The organism is Micromonospora sp. NPDC047793 (assembly GCF_040642635.1).
GTDB lineage: Bacteria > Actinomycetota > Actinomycetes > Mycobacteriales > Micromonosporaceae > Micromonospora.
This window is the reverse complement of sequence record NZ_JBEYSG010000028.1, coordinates 55,255-69,743: the sequence shown is the minus strand read 5'-3', so window position 1 is coordinate 69,743 and position 14,489 is coordinate 55,255. Positions and strand designations below refer to the sequence as shown.

Genomic DNA, 14,489 nt, shown 5'->3' with positions numbered 1-14,489 from the left:
GCTACCGCGCCACCGTGCAGATCGCCGACATCCTCATCTGGCTACGCGCGAAACCGGACCGCCCCAAGCCATGATCCAGGAGACACGACCTAGGGGGATGTCCCGCTCGAACGGCCCGTCGGTGCCGTTCTCGGTGCCTGACTTCACGCCGGACACGTAGAGCCGGTGCGCCACCAGGCTCCGGTGCGCCGGTAGAGGAGGTGTCAGGCTGACATCAGCCTCGACGAGCACCTCGCGCGCGACTTCCTCGGAGACCTCTGCCGCGGTGGCGATCGAGGTCATGAGGTCACTCTCGTTGGGTAGGCCGTCCACCATCTCGCTTATACCTCCACTGCCGACTTCAGCACATCGAGTCGCAGCCGCGCCCGGTCGGCGATCGAGGCGAACTCCTCGCCGATGCCGGTGCCCGCGTAGTCACGCTGCAGGTATTGCCGGCGCCGCAACGCCGTCCCGCTCATCCCAGTGCCCTGCGCCAGGGCGACCACCAACTTCGTACGCTGCCCATACCAGCCCAACTGCGGGAAGTCGGTCACCGCCGACCGAGCCGTGTCCCGCCCCCGCTGAGTCACGTAGTAGTGATGCTCACGCACGCGGGTCTCGGTTCGTGTTGAGCGGACCACCACTAGGCCGCTTGTGGCCAAGATGCTCATCGCCATATCCAGCGGCTCGTAAGCACCGAACTTGTACCTCAGCATGGGGATCGCCCGAAGCTCCGGCTCCTCCGACTCCAGAATCCGACCCGCGAAATCCAACAACACCGGCTCTCGACTCCGCTCGAACTCGTTGAGCAGCTCGTCCGCCAGGTAGTCGGGATACCGAAGCCAGAAATCGAGCTTCTGCAGCAGCGTCTGGGTGTTGAGCACCCCTACCGCAGTCTCCGGCGCTAACCGCACCCGGTCCTGAGGAACTGGCTGGACCGCAGCATCGAGCAGTAGAAGAAGGCGGACCGCATCGAAGAACGGGTCCCCGTCACCGCCTGTAGCCGCCATGAACCGAAACGTAGTCGATCGACTGGTCGGTGCCTAGACCACGCAAGGCGGTGATCCTCATCCGTACGATCGAGTCCCTAGTCGACTCGGACAGTCGGCGCCGACTGGGTGGGCAGCGACGGGGATGCCCTCCACGACCTGCGCTGGTACATGAACGAGTACGCCGACCCGAGGGATCTCGTGCCGTCGGACAGCTCGACGCTTGTGCGGCTGCGGGAAGCGATCAAGGGCGCTTATCGGGCGGTGCGGTCCGAGAGCGGCTTGGGGGCGGACGACTGAGGCTGCTTGTGTGACGCGGGCGCCTCACACCGTAATGAAGACCGCCCGTGCCCCAGCCCACCGCAAAGGCATGAACGCCGACGGGTAGCCTGACGAGGAACATGTCGTGCTGGTGTGGCGGCAGCAAGACCACCAGAACGCGGCCTAACGGGTCGCAACCGCCGCCCGGAACCGTTGCGACGTCACAGCCAAGCAAAGCCGCAGGTCACAGCCCGTAACCGGCCCCGAAGCGACATCGTTTCGACGTCAGCCAGATGTCACACCCGGCCGTAGACTGAGGCCATGCCCGCATCCGCCCACACCATCGCCGCCGAACTCCGCCGCCGGCTACCCGGCCTGGGCACTAAGAAACTGCACAAACTGCTCTATTACTGCCAAGGCCACCACCTCGCCACCTTCGACCGGCCCCTGTTCGCCGAAACGATCTCCGCGTGGGACATGGGCCCCGTCGTCGGCAGCCTCTGGCGGGACGAGAAGAACGGCGACACGCCGGAACCCGCCGCCGAGCTAGGCGAAGCCGAACTCAACACGATCGGCTACGTGATCTCCCGCTACGGCAACCTCACCGGTAACGACCTCGAACGGTTGACGCACAGCGAAACCCCGTGGCAGTGGGCCGACGCCAGCCGCGCCCCCGGCGGCAGCACTACCATCCGCCACGACTGGATCAAGAACTACTTCCAGACGGAAGGCGCCGCCATCGACGGGCCGGTCCTCGACACCGCCCAAGTTCGGGGCTGGCTACACGAGGCCGCCGCCAACCATCAGCCGGGCCCCGTGGACAGCGTGGAAGCCCTGCGGGCGAGGCTCACCGCGAGTGCCTGACCCCGCCCTGTGGGTGCTGCGCGGCTTCGACATGCACCTTGACCTGTGGATTGCCACGTTCAAACCCGACCAGGATTTGATCAACCTGGTGACGGCGTGGGTGCTGTCCCGATTCGAAGACCCGTTCCAGGGTGTCCGCCGCGAGGACGGCTTCGACAACCTGTGGTGGGGGCATGTGCCGCTGTCGCTGCGGGACGGCACGATGGTGGTGTGCTCGTATTTCGTCCACGAACGCGATCGCGTGGTGGCGTGCAACAGCATCGTTCCGCTGTCGCTGCCGACGTGAAGGGGGGTGTAGGCGGTGAAGGTTCGTTACGCGGAGGGCTGGATCGCCGCCATCCTGGCACCACAGCCGTGGGCCGGTCAGGTGGCCCGCTGGTCGCCGGGCGGCGGCCCGAAACCTGTCGGCCTGAGCATCGGCCAGGTGCGGTTTCAGCTTGTGCAGGGCGGCACGATCGTCGGCGACCCTGCGCAGATTCCCCGCGACTGGGATGACAGTCCAGTGTCTGCGCCCGTGGTGCAGGGCCCCGGCAAAGTTGTCAGGTGATGCCGAGTAGGGCCAGCGGGCGGGTGCTGTCGCGGGCGTGATGCCGGTTGGCGGCGGCGATGTTGGTGACGCCAGCGGTGCGGAGTGCGCCGATGGCAGCGTTGCGTAGGGCGGCCATGACTTGGGCTCCGGTGCCGGTGCGGATCTGGCTGCGGTCCTCGTCGTAGGTGACGTCGCGGACCCAGTGGACCTTGTTCTCGATCGACCAGTGGCCGCGGACCCAGCTCGCGAGTTGCGCCGGTCTGGCCTGGTGCACGCGGAGGTCGGTGATCGCGTAGACGGTCTCGGTGGTGAATCGTTTCGGCTGGTCGAGGCGGCGTCTGCGGCGGCGGATCTGCAGGGCCTGAGCGGCCTGTGGGAAGTCGATCCCGGTGGAGACGGTGAGGATCTTGCAGGTGCGGATCTCGCGGCGGCCGTGTCCCCGGTCGATGTCGCGTGCGGCGTCGGGGACGGCCCGCCAGGGCAGGCCGGCGAGTTGGGCGTGCAGGCTGGGCTGGTTGGCCTTGACGGTCAGGATCCAGTGCGCGCCGTGCTCGGCGAGGTAGGCGACGTGCTCGCGTTGGCAGTGAAACGCGTCGGCGGTGATCACGGTGTCGCGGAGGTCGCTGATCTGGTCGAGCAGCGGTGCGAACCGGGTGATCTCATTGGTCTTGCCGTCCACATCGGTGCTGGCCAGGACCACACCGGTGACCTGGTCGCAGGCCGCGAGGACATGCTGGGCGGCGACGTCACAGGTGCGGGAGCCGCGCAGGGTCTTGCCGTCCACGGCGATCGCCCGCCGCTGGGCTGGCGATGTCGCCATGGCCCGGGTGGACAGCCACCCGCTGACGGCCGCGGTGAGCAGGTCCGGGTCCAGGGCCTGCAACAACCGGCGGATCATCGCCTCCGACGGGCGCCGGTCCGGGGCGATACCTAACGCAACGATGGTCGCAGCGGGGACATCAGCGATCCACTCGGCGATCGCGGTATAGGAGCGGTAGCCGGCCACCACGGCACAGACCGCTGCGGTCACCACCACGGTCAACCGGTGCCGGACACCGCGACGGGCGCGAGGATCCGGCAGACCTGTCAACGCAGCGGGCAGCCCAGCTGCGGCTTCGTGCACGGTGACAGCCGGTGCGTCGGACACGGACGAGATCAGCGATGATGGCAAAGCGGGCATGGCTCACTTCGGACGATCGATAAGGCGTAGGAACCTCGATGATCATCTGAACCGGTCATGCCCGCCCTGCTACCACCAGCAAGGGCGCGTCTACACCAACCACATCAAGCCGGGCACCCCACGACTTTGCCGGGGCCCTGGCCCGTGGTGGAAGCATCGCCGCGCACACCAGCCGAATGGGCTGACGCCCTCGCCCAAGCCATCACCGGCACCAGCCACGACGGCGTCAAGAGCGTCGAAACCTACGCCCAGTGGGGTGGCAGCTCGAGGCCGGGCGGAGTCAGGATCGTGTGCGTCGACGGCATCGAAATCTTCGGATCGCTGCTCGACTCAAGCCAGTGACCCTTCAACATGGCGACGCCCCGCACCTGTAGCTAGGTCCGGGGCGTTTCCGTGATCGGGTCAGGCGGCCCGCCAGCGCTTTCGCGAATCCGTGGCCGTCGTCGTGCACACCATCGGCTTACCGGTCTTCGTCACCCCACGGGCGCCCTGCCGCGAACAGAACGAACCCGGATGCACGCCCTTCGCCACATATTCGGTAGTGGCTTTCGGCTTCGGTTTCGTCGTCTTCGGGGCGGGCGTGGTGCGTTTCGGCGTCGGCGACTTGGTGGGTTTGATGTTGCGCGTCGGCGACGGCGTGGCGGTCGGGCTGCCAGCGGTCGCCGTTGCCACCGCCGGCTCAGGTTCGACGGCAGGTGTGGGTATGGGCGCGGGTGGTGGGATTTCAGCGGCACGCTGCACGCTCGCCGAGGCGGCCGGTTGCCCAGGTTGCGGCTTCCGGTCGTCGTTGAATGCGGCGACAAGCCCACCGCCGCAGCAGAGTAGTGCGAGGGCTATGACGCCGCTGAGGAGGGCGCTGGGATTCCTTGTCGGCTTAGGTTTCGGGGTCGGGTAGAGGCTCACCCGTGGGAGCGTGCAGACCACCCGCGTTGATCGTTATTGGCCTATTGGTCGGCGCGGCTGTCAAGTAGACGACTAGCCACGGCGCGTGGCCGGCACCGGGTTGGGCTCCCCGTCCCGCTCGTGAGTCTTCGCGACCAGCGCATCCAGGCCAGCCCTCGCGTTCATGAACGCGAGAGGCCGCAGAATGCGGGCATCCACAATCACCGCCATGTGCTGCGACAGATCGCGGATCAGGCACGCCTTGTCGTGCTGGGTGCGGGCCGACAACATCACGCCCTGCACGGTGGTGATGTACGACATTACCGACTCCATCACCCAGCCCGGGTAGGTGGCGGCGTGGCTATCCCCAACGTCAAACATCGCTTGCGCCTGGTCTCGCATCTGCTCGTGTTTGCGGGCACGCTCCGCCAGAAGCTGGGCTCGCACGTCGCCGGCCGCGTCTTTGGGCAGATCTAACGCTAGGAACGCTGAGGTTACGGCGATGCCTCTGACGGCGACGGCAAGTTCACGTCGGGATCGGTGGACGGCGAGGATGCGTTCTTTGCGGGCTTCGAGGCGCGGTTTGGCGGCGTATTCGACGGCGAGGGTGACGAAGATGGCGGTGGCTGCGGCGGTGGCGACGGTGTCCCAGTTGATCGACGGCATGGCGGGCAGTGTGCCGTCGTACCGGGCGGCTAGGTGGGCGCCGCGCCGTCTAGTCCGCCCGCCAGGCTGCGATGACCCGACACGATGACCCGACGGGCGGGCGTCGACGTACCGCTACGGCTATTCGGTGTACTTGCCGCAGGCGATGATGATCCCCGGACCACGCGACCGGTAAATGCCCGTCTCAACTGCGGCGGGAACACGAAGACCGCCGGCATTGGCTTGCCAAAGACCTTGACCGTTCCCCAAAGACCGACTGGAGGTTCATCCGCCACGGTGCCCGCCTGCTGCTCGGTGACGTCCAACGGGCCGACGCCCCGACGGGCTAAGCAATCCTTCGAGCACCTGCCCGGGACAGCATCCGCTCATCGGCAGTTCGGGACGTCGGCCGGACCGAAGTCCAGCCACGCAGCGTGAGGCGGCGGCCGGCAGGTAGCGCGCCCGCTCGGCGGCAGATCAGCATGCCGAGCCTGCGCCGTCAATCACCACTGCTGTCTACGGGGTAGAGCACCGGGTTGATCGCAGCAAGGGTGCCCGACAGACGAGCGGCTGCTTGACGAATGCCTGGATCAGGATCTTCGAGCAACGCGTCGCACATCCGCACCGCAGCGTCACGTTCACTGGCGTAGATCATGTACACGTCCTGGACTGCGGTAAAGATCCAGTCTGCACAGTTGTCATCGGCGTCCGCCAGCGCTCCCGCGACCAGCGCCAGACCGGCCAGGTCTTTCCGACGAAGCAGCGCATCCGCGGTCACGAGGGTCACGAACGTGTCGTCAGCATCAAGCAGAAGCCGTCGCAGCGGCTGTGCCGACTCCGGCATCTCCGCAAAACTCGCCAGGGCCCGGCCGGCATCCGCCCGGTCCTGGTAGGCGCCGCTGCCGGCCAGCCCCAGCAGCGCCACAACCACGGCACGTCGCGCTTCCACGTCCATGCCCGTCATCATCAAGGACCTCCGTTCGCGTTCCCGCCCCGACTCCGACCTACCAGCCACACGGAACCGACTACCGATGTCCGACGGCGAGCACACAGCGGCAGAACAGGTTGGCTGGCATCGCGGTGCCTTGTCGTTCTCCCTGGAAGCGGGCGCAGGTGCGGCGGGTGGAGCCAGAACTTCAGACGACCGGGAGGTCGATCCGTCGCTCGGTTCCGTCACCGCTGATGATGGCGAAAACGCCGTTCGGCACACCGTCGAGAGTTGCTACCCGTGACGCGGCGGTCAGCAAGCTGACCTCGGTCTCTCCGGCGATGTAGAAGACATATACGTCGCCGAGTTCCTCGCCGTCGTCGTGCACCTCGACCGCGCCTTCGTCTTCTAGGTCGACCAGGAAGTCGTCGACCTGGTCGATCCAGGGGAACGCATCGGCGCCCGGTTCAAGACCCGGAGTGGGTACCAACGGAACGTGGATCTCGACGATACCGGCCATGCCGACATGATCTCCCAGGCAGACGGCAGAGGCCAAGCAGCTCGAAGCAGGGCTACCAGCGTGCGCAGTGCGGCATGAGCGGATACATGATCAAGGGCCATCAGCCCGGGTTTGTTATGGTTAAGCGCCACTAGGAGCAGTTGCCGCCATGCAGAATCAGTTCTGCCCCGAGTCTGCGGCAGGCCCCTCCGCTGCACATGTCGGCTAAGTCAACTCATCCGGTCGCTGGTCCGCCGCTTCAGTGCCATCATGCGCTTCCTCGGGATCGTTCTTTCCGCTTGCCGGACCTGTGTAGCCAATCGCGAGCAGATGGCTATTGAGGATTTCGTAGAGGAAGTGACCCTCGCCGACCCACAGCCGGCGAGTACTGCCATCGGCTCGCGCCACGATGAAGTGAATTCTGTCAGTTTGGTTGTTGTGTCGCCAGGCTCGCAGCACCACGCGATCCGAGATGACTGGCACGGTAGATCCTCCCTTGTAAAAGACGCAGAGTGCCACAGTCTGGTCCAAGATCGGTACCGACCGCATGCCGGCGAGTCCTTGGCCGCACGGTTGCCTCCCATCGCATCTTTCTCACAGGTCCGATGGGCACCTTTTCGGCAAGGACGTAGCGAGGTTTTCATGGGATGGTAAGCAATCTGCGGCAGATCCGAACGCTGGCCGTCTCAACCGCGCATCAGCGTTCATCGAGGTTGCCCTGCTTACCCAACAGTCGGACCCACGGCCCAGCGTCGAACCAGTCATCAGCGTCCACGGATTATGTAGGACTGGGCCGTCCCGTCGAAGTTGCTCCGCTCGCGCAACAGCCCGACCAACGCCCCGGCGGACGAACCCGTCATCGGGGTCGGCGGAGAGGCGTGGCTCGTCGAGGTCTCCAAAGACCGAGGAAGCCGTGTGCATTAATTAGGCAACTTCGCAAGTTTCATTGTTGACGTCCTGGCGCATCGCCAGGTTCTCTCGGTCGCCACATCCGATGTTCCCTATCCCAAACGATCGAGCCGTTGGTTAAGTTTCTAAATGCCCTGAGTACCGGTCGGGCGATAGCAAGGTTTCCATTGTCGTTGTCGTAAACGAATTCGTCGCCAAACTCGCGCAGTATGACCTCGACGGCATCGTCTTGATGCAACGCCCCCTTCGTTTGCACTTGACGAGCCATCCAGGTGGCGACGATTTCGGTTGTTACTGCACTCATTCTAGCATTCTAGCAGGAAATCTCGATGTATCAGCAGATCGCAGTTTCCGGCCTGGCTAGTTTCGGCAACTTCTTGCCGCGCGAGGTGCTGCCAAGTTGCTTGCTAGTCGAGGCGACAATTCGCTCATTTGAAGCAGAGCCACACGAATTCGCGCTATCGCCCCATTCGCCTCCCGAACAGGCCCTCAGCTCGACACTACCGCCATGGCGCCCGTTGCCGGCGGCCGGGCCAGTACAATCACGCTGAGGCGTTCGCGCCACCGCACCTTGGTTGAGCTATCCTCTCTAACGTGCGCTGTTACCTTATCGCAGAACGTCCCACAGACTTATCTGCCGTACGCGCCGTGCTGTCGGATCTTGATGTGGAAGTCGTTGAGCCGGCTCGCGCCTTCGATAGCACATCTCAGGCTGGACGCGGCTGGCTTCCAGATGTGGACTTTGTGTGCGCGATATTTCCCGCTGAAGACGGCTGGGAAACGCCGGCCGCTATGTATCTGGAGATCGGCCAGGCTGTTGGTGCTGACCTACCCATACTGTTGGTCGCTGAGCCACCACGTCGCCTGGATCCGGCGCTGTTCTCGCTACCGGTTGCCCGTGTTTCTGCCACCAATAAGGCTGCTCTAGCGAGCCAAATCAACCTGTTTCTGCGCTCGGTCGGACGTCCGTCCGCCAGCATGGCCACATCCCGTCATGTGGATGCCGCCGAGCTTAGCTTCATTCGAGAGGAACTGGCCGGCCTCCGCGAGGCGTTCTCGCTCACTGGCGGCGGCGGGACGGCTCAAGCAAGCGGCATGCGCCTTGAGCAAATCGCCCTACGCCTACTGAGAGCTGCTGGCGCCGAGGCTCAAGAGACCACAGGAACCGATGGGATCGGCGACATCGCCGCCTGGGTGCCTGGAACGGAGAAGTTCATTCCGGGTCCCCTGCTTGTCGAGGTAAAGATAGTGCGGAGACCGCAAATCGATAGAGCCGTTCTAGACCAACTGCAACTCTACGCCTTAACGCGAGATGCACAATGGTCCATACTGCTCTATTACAGGCGGGATCGCGATCTTAAGGTCCAGGTGCCAAAGGGCGGAACATGGCCAATGGTGATGGTTTTTGATATCGAAGAGCTGGCGTCGAATTTGCGACAGCAAACGCTCGCGCAGGTTCTCAACAATGAGCGCAACTCTCTCGTGCACGGACTGGGTCGCTAGTGATCCCCTTCTTTCAAGCGCGAGTTGACGCATACCTCCGCCGTGCTGGAGATGCGAACAGCCCATCGGATCGCCGCGGCAAGTACTACGAGAACATGCTGGCCTATCTACTTGAGTCCGTTCCCGGCTGTCACGTACAACGAAATACGCTTAATTACTACGGTACGGAGGAAGTAGACATCACCGTCGCCAACGAGAAGGCCGATGGTGGCTTCCGGATGCTTCCCGACATCTTTCTCGTAGAGTGCAAAAAGTGGTCTCGCCCAGTCGACAGCACCACGCTCGGCTACTTCGTAAATGTCGTAGTTGATAGAGGTTGCTCTCTCGGCATACTGGCCGCAGCGAATGGCATAACCGGACACCAGGAGCATCGAAACCGTGCTCACGCCATCGGCGCTGCCGCACTTGTGCGTGGGATTCGGATTCTCCTTGTCACAGATGAAGATCTTCGGAGGCTTCAAAGCCCGAGTGACCTGGTCGCCTTACTTCACAGGCGCAATTTGGCGTTGACTGCCCACGGTACGATCTATCTGGGTTAGCTCGCTGTCTCGGCCTTGCTCTGTTGGGTCCAATACGATCGCAACTCTTTCCTTGGCGGCTCAACGCACGCTCATCGGCAGATCCGCACGTCGAGGGAACTGCTGGGCTCAACAACACCCCTCACGCGACGCCACCGACTTGGATCACCGCCAGGTCGAGGGGCCAAGTCGCCGGACGCAGGCCAAGCTCGGCGGGGTGTGCACTTGCAGCCGTACCTACCTCTGCACTCGGCTCTATACGCCGACACCAAGCGAAACAAACGCAAGAAGGGCCAGCTTCCTCCTCGAGAAACCACAGTTGGGCCAAGCGGTCTACCCGCTCAGCCCACCTCGGGTGCCGATCTACCTTTCCGAGCCGGGCTCAGTGGCACGTTCTCCCATCGGCGCGTGAACGTCGGTCCGTCCACATCCTCGTGGGGTGGGTCGACCTCTAGGAACCCGAAGAGCCGCTCGATCACCTGGAGCGCCTGGGTCGAGTAGCGGTCGGCGAACCCCCGACAGATGGCCGGCTTGGCCCCCGGATGCCGGGAATAGGGAAGGGTGTCGTGACAGACGATGAACGACTCGTCTCGCCGTGCCTCGGCTACCAGATCACGCAGGCGACCTTCCGAGAGCCGCATCGGATTGCCGGAGCGGAAGATACAGGTGGCGCACTGCCTGGACAGCAGCCGGGACTTCCGCAGCACCGGATCGCCGACGCTGAGATCGCCCGCCTCCGCGTGTGACGGGTCCTCCTCGTCTGGTGCGGCGGGCACCACCACCCTATCGCCTGGTGCGTACGGCTTTCGATCGTCGACGGCCACCTGGTGGAGCCAGTCGATGATCTGATCGGTGTGACCGCGCTGCAGGCCGGTGAAGCTGCTGACAGGGACCAGCAGGGTGTCGCTGCCGAGGGCGGTACGTTCAGCGGCTTCGAGACCATCCCGGCCTCCAAACTCGTCGTCGAGAACGGCCACCGGCCGCCCGCCGACAGCGCGATACAGCGCGGTGAGCATAGGCTGGCGCCCGAACCGCACGCCGCCTTTGCCGACGTCGATAACCGGCAGGTCGGCCAGAAGGCTCAGCCGGGGCGCGATCCACGTCGCGGCGATCGCGCCCCAGCTTGTGCACCGGACAAGGTCAGCGTCACGGCTAAGTTCTCGTAGCTATGGGCCATGGTCGGGGTGCAGCCACGCCTCTCCGGAGACACGTTGACCAGTGGGATCGGGACCGTCGTAGTGGTGACGGTGGTGGCCGAGCTGGCGGGCGGTGGGCGGGTGGTCGGGGTTGAGGACCCCGTCGAAGTCGATCGCGATCACAGATCGTGCACGGTTGTAGCTATTCTTGCAATTGGGCAGGCTTTCGTCGGTGAAGATGGTGACGGCAGCGAAGCAGCAGGGTGACAAATTCATCAGCCCCCTTGGCAAGTTGATGTAGGGCAGGCCGTAGCGGTCAACAGAAATCGTTCCGGGATGTGGTGGGCAGGGTTCGCCGTAAGACATCGTCATTCCTTCTGTCATGGATGAAGGCGCATCTTTGATAGGTCCTTTTGAGTGCATCGGCACCCCTGCGTGAATTGACGCTCGCGGCGACGGGGCAGACAACTCGCGCGGTGACGAATTTGGCCGCAGGCTTACGGACGGCGCACTTGGACGCCCTGAAGCGGGGCAGGATCGGGCCCCGATGATCTGTCGGGAGCCGCTCTTTCTGGCCAGTAGTGGCTCTGGGATCCCGCGCGGCGGGCTCGGACTCAGGCCCTGGTCAGCGCGTCGATCGCTGCCTTGCCGATGAGGTTGATGCAGGTGGTGGGGTCGTCGACGGTGATGGTCGTGGTGTTGTCGTAGACCCTGGGCGACCAGCGTTTGTTGTCGGGTGCGAGCCAGAGGATGGCGCAGCCGGTGTGGTGGAGTCGGGTGATGGTGGCCTGGCTCTGTTCCGGGTTGACGTAGTGGCCGTCGGAGACGACGACGAGCAGGCGTCCGGTGCCGGGGGTGGACAGGTGCAGGAGTCGGTCGGCTTCGGCGCAGGCTTCGACGAATCGTTCCATTGCGGCGTCGGCTTGCATGTCGCGGACTGTGGTGGGGCGGCGGCCGGGTGGGATGAGCACGGTGACCCGTTCGCCGTAGGCCAGGGTGGCGCTGGTCGCTCCTGCGCGGGTGCTGGCCTGGGCGACGATCCACGCGGCGGAGGACATGGGGGCGGCGAACGCGCCCATCGAGCCGGACGCGTCGATGAGGATGGCGACGGTCAGTTCGGGGTCGGGTACGGGGCGTCGTACGGTGCGCTGCCATGGCTGGGCGGTGGGGATGGCGCCGGCCGCTCGTTGGGCGGCGAGGGTGACGGCGGCGCGGGTGCGTAGCCGTCCGGGCGGTGCGCTGCTGGCCTGCGTGGTGCGGGCGGGTTCCCGGTGGCGGGCGCGGCGCAGCAGGGCGGTGAGCCGGTTGGCGGCCTGGCGTTCGGCGTCGCGGGGGTCGCGTTCGGTCCAGGTGATCGGCGTGTCGGTGTCGACATAGATGCCGGGCCCATCGCCGCGGGGTCCGGCGTGTTCGGGGGTGTCGGAGGGGTTGTTGAGGATGGCGTCGATAGCGGCGGCGATGGCCGCCGCGATCGCGCTGGTGGCCGCGTCGTCGGCGGGCAAGCCAGGGCTGACGGTGGGGTCGATGCCCAGGAGGCGGCACCAGCGTTCGCCGAGGTCGATCATGCGGTCGGTATCGGTGTCCCCGACGGTCTGGGCTTCCCTCCAGATCGCGCGTAGGCCCTTGAGTAGCTTGCGGCCGAGGACCTTGGTGATGGCGCGTCGTGGTTCGCGGACGTCGGCGGGGTAGAGGATCTTCGCGTCGACGCGGGCGAGGAGCAGTCCGGCGGCGTAGGCGGCGCTCCATGTCGTGTCGGTGGGGGTGTCGTCGGGGACGATGAGGCTGGTCATGGCGCGGCGTAGCCACCGGCGGTCGCGGGGCCGGGCCGTCCGGTAGTGCCCTTCGATTCGGGATTCCTCCAGCATGAGTGCGGCTTCCCGGACGACGGGCGGCACCGACGGTGGCGGGTCCCAGTGCGAGTGGATGACGTGGGCGACCTCGTGGAGCAGGACGCCGTAGGCGACGGGGACCTTTGACCGGTGTCCGAGTCGGCGGGGGTCGGCGATCTCTGGGTCGCCGATGAGGTCGGCGTCGACCTGGATCTCGGCGGTCGCCGGGTAGCTGAATCCCTTTGGGTCGCCGGCGCTGGCGGGGGCGACGGTGACGGAGGCGTCCGGACGGCCGGTGAGCCGAGCGGCGTGCTTGGTCCAGGCCGCCGACCATGGACTCCAGGGCGACGAAGCCGGTGCCGGGGTGGTGCCGGAGGTGCTCAGGTGTGCGGGAACGCTGGGCATGACGGCCGCCTTACTTCTGCTTGCCGAGGGTGAGCGGGGTGATGATGGAGCCGCAGTAGGCCCGTTGAAGGGCCTCGATGACCGCCTGCCGGTCGGGTTCGGGTGCGATCGCGGCGAGGTTGGACACGGCGGCGTCGAGGCCGAGGCTCGCGGCGACGCGCTTGAACGCCAACAGCTCGCGCAACTGGGGTGCCCAGTCGATCTCGTGCTTGCGCATCCGCGCGTTGAGGGCGACCGCCGCGTCGATGGCCCCGTTCGGTACGCCGAGGGATCGGGCGAGTTGCATGTCGGTGGTGACCTCGATGTGCACCGCGAATCGCGAGGCGAGGGCTTCGGTGAGGATCGCTCCGTGCACGCCGGGGTTGTGGCCGGCGCAGACGTAGAATCCGTCGACGGCGGTCGCGACCTCGTTGTGGTGGGCGGCGATGGTGATGGTGGCCCGGCCGTCCATCGCCGGGTAGAGGGCGGCGAGCACGCGCGGTGGGATGAGGGTGGCGTCGTCGATGAACAGGGCGCGTCCCTCGCGCATGGCGACGACGAGTGGCCCGTAGGCGAACTCGAAGCCGCCGTCGGGCAGCGGGACGTAGTTACCGACGAGGTCCTCGACAGTGGTGTCGCCGTGACCGGCGACGGTGATCGCGTCGGCGTAGGCGGCTTCGATGAGGCTGGTCTTGCCGGTGCCGGGTGGCCCGTAGAGCAGGACCGTGATGGTGTCGCGGCGCAGCCGGCGCAGCACCTCGACGTCGGTGGCATCGCCGAGCTGGCGGGGCAAATACCAGACGCCGTTGGGGCTTAGGACAGCGCCGGGACGCGGTGGGACCGGCCCGGTCGGGGTGGGTGCCGGCGCGGGTGACACCGGGGACGTGGGGGTGGTGGTCGAGGGGGCGCGGCTGGCGCCGGCCCCAGCCTTGTACGCGTCGATGCCCTCGGCGGTAATCGTGTACCGGCGCGGTGACCCGCCGGTCATGGTGGCCCACTTTCGGTCGACGAGGCGGTTCAGGACGGAGCCGATCGCTCCGGAGGACCGGCCGGGCAGTTCCTTGCCGAGGTCGCCGATGGAGAAGGCACGGTGCGGCTCGGCCGCGAGCAGGGTCAGGACCGGCCCGAACATGGGGCGGGGCTTGGCCTTCGGCTTGGCTGGGCGAACGGGTGAGGTCATCGGGCACCTCCGACGATGGCTGCGGTCAGCGTGCAACCGATACCTGCGGTCCCGGACGTGATCAAGTCGTATCCGCGCAGCTCCGGCAGGGTGTGGCCGGTCAGCGGCTGGCGGATCGGAAGTTGTGTCGAGTTCGACATGAATGGCTCCTTGGCGATATGAAGCCGCCGCGCGCCCCGTCCCCGGGCGCGGGGCGGGGGGGGGGGGGCCCCACGGGGGGGGGGGGGACAGCCGGGTGTGCCGACGGGCGCCCCCCCGGTAGCAAAGCCCGGTG

At 65.9% G+C, this 14,489-nt stretch carries 21 protein-coding genes; 7 read left to right on the top strand and 14 right to left on the bottom strand.

Translation table 11 applies throughout. The annotated features are described in order from the left end of the window. Positions 1-33: 33 nt before the first annotated feature. Together ABZ738_RS31510 and ABZ738_RS31505 are read right to left on the bottom strand one after the other, a co-directional pair. Positions 34-282 (bottom strand): hypothetical protein, encoded by a 249-nt coding sequence (locus ABZ738_RS31510; RefSeq protein ID WP_357219420.1) that lies wholly within the window; start codon positions 280-282, stop codon positions 34-36. Between the two features lie 38 nt (positions 283-320). Continuing rightward, positions 321-989, bottom strand: a complete 669-nt coding sequence (locus tag ABZ738_RS31505) for a hypothetical protein (RefSeq protein WP_357219417.1) — start codon at positions 987-989, stop codon at positions 321-323. 561 nt (positions 990-1,550) lie between these two features. On the opposite strand from ABZ738_RS31505, the gene ABZ738_RS31500 reads away from it, so the two are divergent. From ABZ738_RS31500 to ABZ738_RS31490, 3 genes are read left to right on the top strand one after another with little or no spacing between them, the layout of a single operon-like run. Beyond that, a complete protein-coding gene (locus ABZ738_RS31500) occupies positions 1,551-2,093 on the top strand; it encodes a Panacea domain-containing protein (protein WP_357219414.1) in 543 nt (180 codons plus the stop codon). Further along, positions 2,086-2,379, top strand: a complete 294-nt coding sequence (locus ABZ738_RS31495) for a hypothetical protein (protein WP_357219411.1) — start codon at positions 2,086-2,088, stop codon at positions 2,377-2,379. The genes ABZ738_RS31500 and ABZ738_RS31495 overlap by 8 nt, the downstream gene beginning before the upstream one ends. A gap of 15 nt (positions 2,380-2,394) precedes the next feature. Further along, positions 2,395-2,640, top strand: a complete 246-nt coding sequence (locus tag ABZ738_RS31490) for a hypothetical protein (protein WP_357219409.1) — start codon at positions 2,395-2,397, stop codon at positions 2,638-2,640. On the opposite strand, the gene ABZ738_RS31485 is transcribed toward ABZ738_RS31490, so the two are convergent. Then, on the bottom strand, positions 2,633-3,802 hold the full coding sequence (locus ABZ738_RS31485; RefSeq protein ID WP_357219405.1) for an ISAs1 family transposase: 1,170 nt from the start codon (positions 3,800-3,802) through the stop codon (positions 2,633-2,635). The genes ABZ738_RS31490 and ABZ738_RS31485 overlap by 8 nt on opposite strands. A gap of 144 nt (positions 3,803-3,946) precedes the next feature. Here ABZ738_RS31485 and ABZ738_RS31480 point away from each other — a divergent pair, with 144 nt between their 5' ends. Then, positions 3,947-4,144, top strand: coding sequence for a hypothetical protein (locus ABZ738_RS31480; RefSeq protein ID WP_357219402.1), 198 nt, complete (start codon positions 3,947-3,949; stop codon positions 4,142-4,144). 60 nt (positions 4,145-4,204) lie between these two features. Here the strand turns inward: ABZ738_RS31480 and ABZ738_RS31475 are convergent, their stop codons facing one another. Continuing rightward, positions 4,205-4,705: a hypothetical protein gene (locus ABZ738_RS31475; protein WP_357219399.1), complete on the bottom strand. Its 501-nt coding sequence runs from the start codon at positions 4,703-4,705 to the stop codon at positions 4,205-4,207. Between the two features lie 72 nt (positions 4,706-4,777). After that, positions 4,778-5,350: a hypothetical protein gene (locus ABZ738_RS31470; RefSeq protein ID WP_357219396.1), complete on the bottom strand. Its 573-nt coding sequence runs from the start codon at positions 5,348-5,350 to the stop codon at positions 4,778-4,780. Between the two features lie 188 nt (positions 5,351-5,538). On the opposite strand from ABZ738_RS31470, the gene ABZ738_RS31465 reads away from it, so the two are divergent. Continuing rightward, positions 5,539-5,679: a DUF5984 family protein gene (locus tag ABZ738_RS31465; protein WP_357219434.1), complete on the top strand. Its 141-nt coding sequence runs from the start codon at positions 5,539-5,541 to the stop codon at positions 5,677-5,679. Positions 5,680-5,828: 149 nt separating this feature from the next. Here ABZ738_RS31465 and ABZ738_RS31460 read toward each other — a convergent pair whose 3' ends face one another. From ABZ738_RS31460 to ABZ738_RS31445, 4 genes are all read right to left on the bottom strand, one after another. Then, positions 5,829-6,296: a hypothetical protein gene (locus ABZ738_RS31460; protein ID WP_357219393.1), complete on the bottom strand. Its 468-nt coding sequence runs from the start codon at positions 6,294-6,296 to the stop codon at positions 5,829-5,831. A 169-nt stretch (positions 6,297-6,465) separates the two neighbouring features. Further along, positions 6,466-6,777, bottom strand: a complete 312-nt coding sequence (locus ABZ738_RS31455; protein WP_357219390.1) for a hypothetical protein — start codon at positions 6,775-6,777, stop codon at positions 6,466-6,468. Between the two features lie 204 nt (positions 6,778-6,981). Next, entirely contained in the window at positions 6,982-7,239 is a 258-nt protein-coding gene (locus ABZ738_RS31450; RefSeq protein ID WP_357219387.1) for a hypothetical protein, read from the bottom strand. A gap of 460 nt (positions 7,240-7,699) precedes the next feature. Further along, complete coding sequence (locus tag ABZ738_RS31445; RefSeq protein ID WP_357219384.1) at positions 7,700-7,969, bottom strand: hypothetical protein; 270 nt, start codon at positions 7,967-7,969, stop codon at positions 7,700-7,702. A gap of 344 nt (positions 7,970-8,313) precedes the next feature. On the opposite strand from ABZ738_RS31445, the gene ABZ738_RS31440 reads away from it, so the two are divergent. Beyond that, positions 8,314-9,168 (top strand): hypothetical protein, encoded by an 855-nt coding sequence (locus ABZ738_RS31440; protein ID WP_357219381.1) that lies wholly within the window; start codon positions 8,314-8,316, stop codon positions 9,166-9,168. Between the two features lie 95 nt (positions 9,169-9,263). Continuing rightward, the gene (locus ABZ738_RS31435) at positions 9,264-9,707 is read left to right on the top strand and encodes a restriction endonuclease (protein WP_357219378.1); all 444 of its coding nucleotides are present in this window, start codon (positions 9,264-9,266) and stop codon (positions 9,705-9,707) included. Positions 9,708-10,027: 320 nt separating this feature from the next. Here the strand turns inward: ABZ738_RS31435 and ABZ738_RS31430 are convergent, their stop codons facing one another. The 5 genes from ABZ738_RS31430 to ABZ738_RS31410 all read right to left on the bottom strand — a co-directional run bounded on the left by ABZ738_RS31430 (position 10,028) and on the right by ABZ738_RS31410 (position 14,355). Beyond that, complete coding sequence (locus ABZ738_RS31430; RefSeq protein ID WP_357219375.1) at positions 10,028-10,702, bottom strand: hypothetical protein; 675 nt, start codon at positions 10,700-10,702, stop codon at positions 10,028-10,030. Between the two features lie 150 nt (positions 10,703-10,852). After that, positions 10,853-11,188, bottom strand: coding sequence for a hypothetical protein (locus ABZ738_RS31425; protein ID WP_357219372.1), 336 nt, complete (start codon positions 11,186-11,188; stop codon positions 10,853-10,855). 248 nt (positions 11,189-11,436) lie between these two features. Further along, entirely contained in the window at positions 11,437-13,056 is a 1,620-nt protein-coding gene (locus ABZ738_RS31420; protein ID WP_357219369.1) for a VWA domain-containing protein, read from the bottom strand. Positions 13,057-13,066: 10 nt separating this feature from the next. Then, positions 13,067-14,167 (bottom strand): AAA family ATPase, encoded by a 1,101-nt coding sequence (locus tag ABZ738_RS31415; RefSeq protein WP_357219431.1) that lies wholly within the window; start codon positions 14,165-14,167, stop codon positions 13,067-13,069. Between the two features lie 44 nt (positions 14,168-14,211). Then, positions 14,212-14,355, bottom strand: coding sequence for a hypothetical protein (locus tag ABZ738_RS31410; protein ID WP_357219366.1), 144 nt, complete (start codon positions 14,353-14,355; stop codon positions 14,212-14,214). Positions 14,356-14,489 lie beyond the last annotated feature (134 nt).

Excerpts from the sequence above, each read along its gene's own strand:
- ABZ738_RS31510 (WP_357219420.1), bottom strand. The coding sequence starts at position 282 with ATGACCTCGATCGCCACCGCGGCAGAGGTCTCCGAGGAAGTCGCGCGC.
- ABZ738_RS31505 (WP_357219417.1), bottom strand. The coding sequence starts at position 989 with ATGGCGGCTACAGGCGGTGACGGGGACCCGTTCTTCGATGCGGTCCGC.
- ABZ738_RS31500 (WP_357219414.1), top strand. The coding sequence starts at position 1,551 with ATGCCCGCATCCGCCCACACCATCGCCGCCGAACTCCGCCGCCGGCTA.
- ABZ738_RS31485 (WP_357219405.1), bottom strand. The coding sequence starts at position 3,802 with ATGCCCGCTTTGCCATCATCGCTGATCTCGTCCGTGTCCGACGCACCG.
- ABZ738_RS31470 (WP_357219396.1), bottom strand. The coding sequence starts at position 5,350 with ATGCCGTCGATCAACTGGGACACCGTCGCCACCGCCGCAGCCACCGCC.
- ABZ738_RS31460 (WP_357219393.1), bottom strand. The coding sequence starts at position 6,296 with ATGATGACGGGCATGGACGTGGAAGCGCGACGTGCCGTGGTTGTGGCG.
- ABZ738_RS31455 (WP_357219390.1), bottom strand. The coding sequence starts at position 6,777 with ATGGCCGGTATCGTCGAGATCCACGTTCCGTTGGTACCCACTCCGGGT.
- ABZ738_RS31445 (WP_357219384.1), bottom strand. The coding sequence starts at position 7,969 with ATGAGTGCAGTAACAACCGAAATCGTCGCCACCTGGATGGCTCGTCAA.
- ABZ738_RS31435 (WP_357219378.1), top strand. The coding sequence starts at position 9,264 with ATGCTGGCCTATCTACTTGAGTCCGTTCCCGGCTGTCACGTACAACGA.
- ABZ738_RS31430 (WP_357219375.1), bottom strand. The coding sequence starts at position 10,702 with ATGCTCACCGCGCTGTATCGCGCTGTCGGCGGGCGGCCGGTGGCCGTT.
- ABZ738_RS31425 (WP_357219372.1), bottom strand. The coding sequence starts at position 11,188 with ATGTCTTACGGCGAACCCTGCCCACCACATCCCGGAACGATTTCTGTT.
- ABZ738_RS31420 (WP_357219369.1), bottom strand. The coding sequence starts at position 13,056 with ATGCCCAGCGTTCCCGCACACCTGAGCACCTCCGGCACCACCCCGGCA.
- ABZ738_RS31415 (WP_357219431.1), bottom strand. The coding sequence starts at position 14,167 with ATGTTCGGGCCGGTCCTGACCCTGCTCGCGGCCGAGCCGCACCGTGCC.
- ABZ738_RS31410 (WP_357219366.1), bottom strand. The coding sequence starts at position 14,355 with ATGTCGAACTCGACACAACTTCCGATCCGCCAGCCGCTGACCGGCCAC.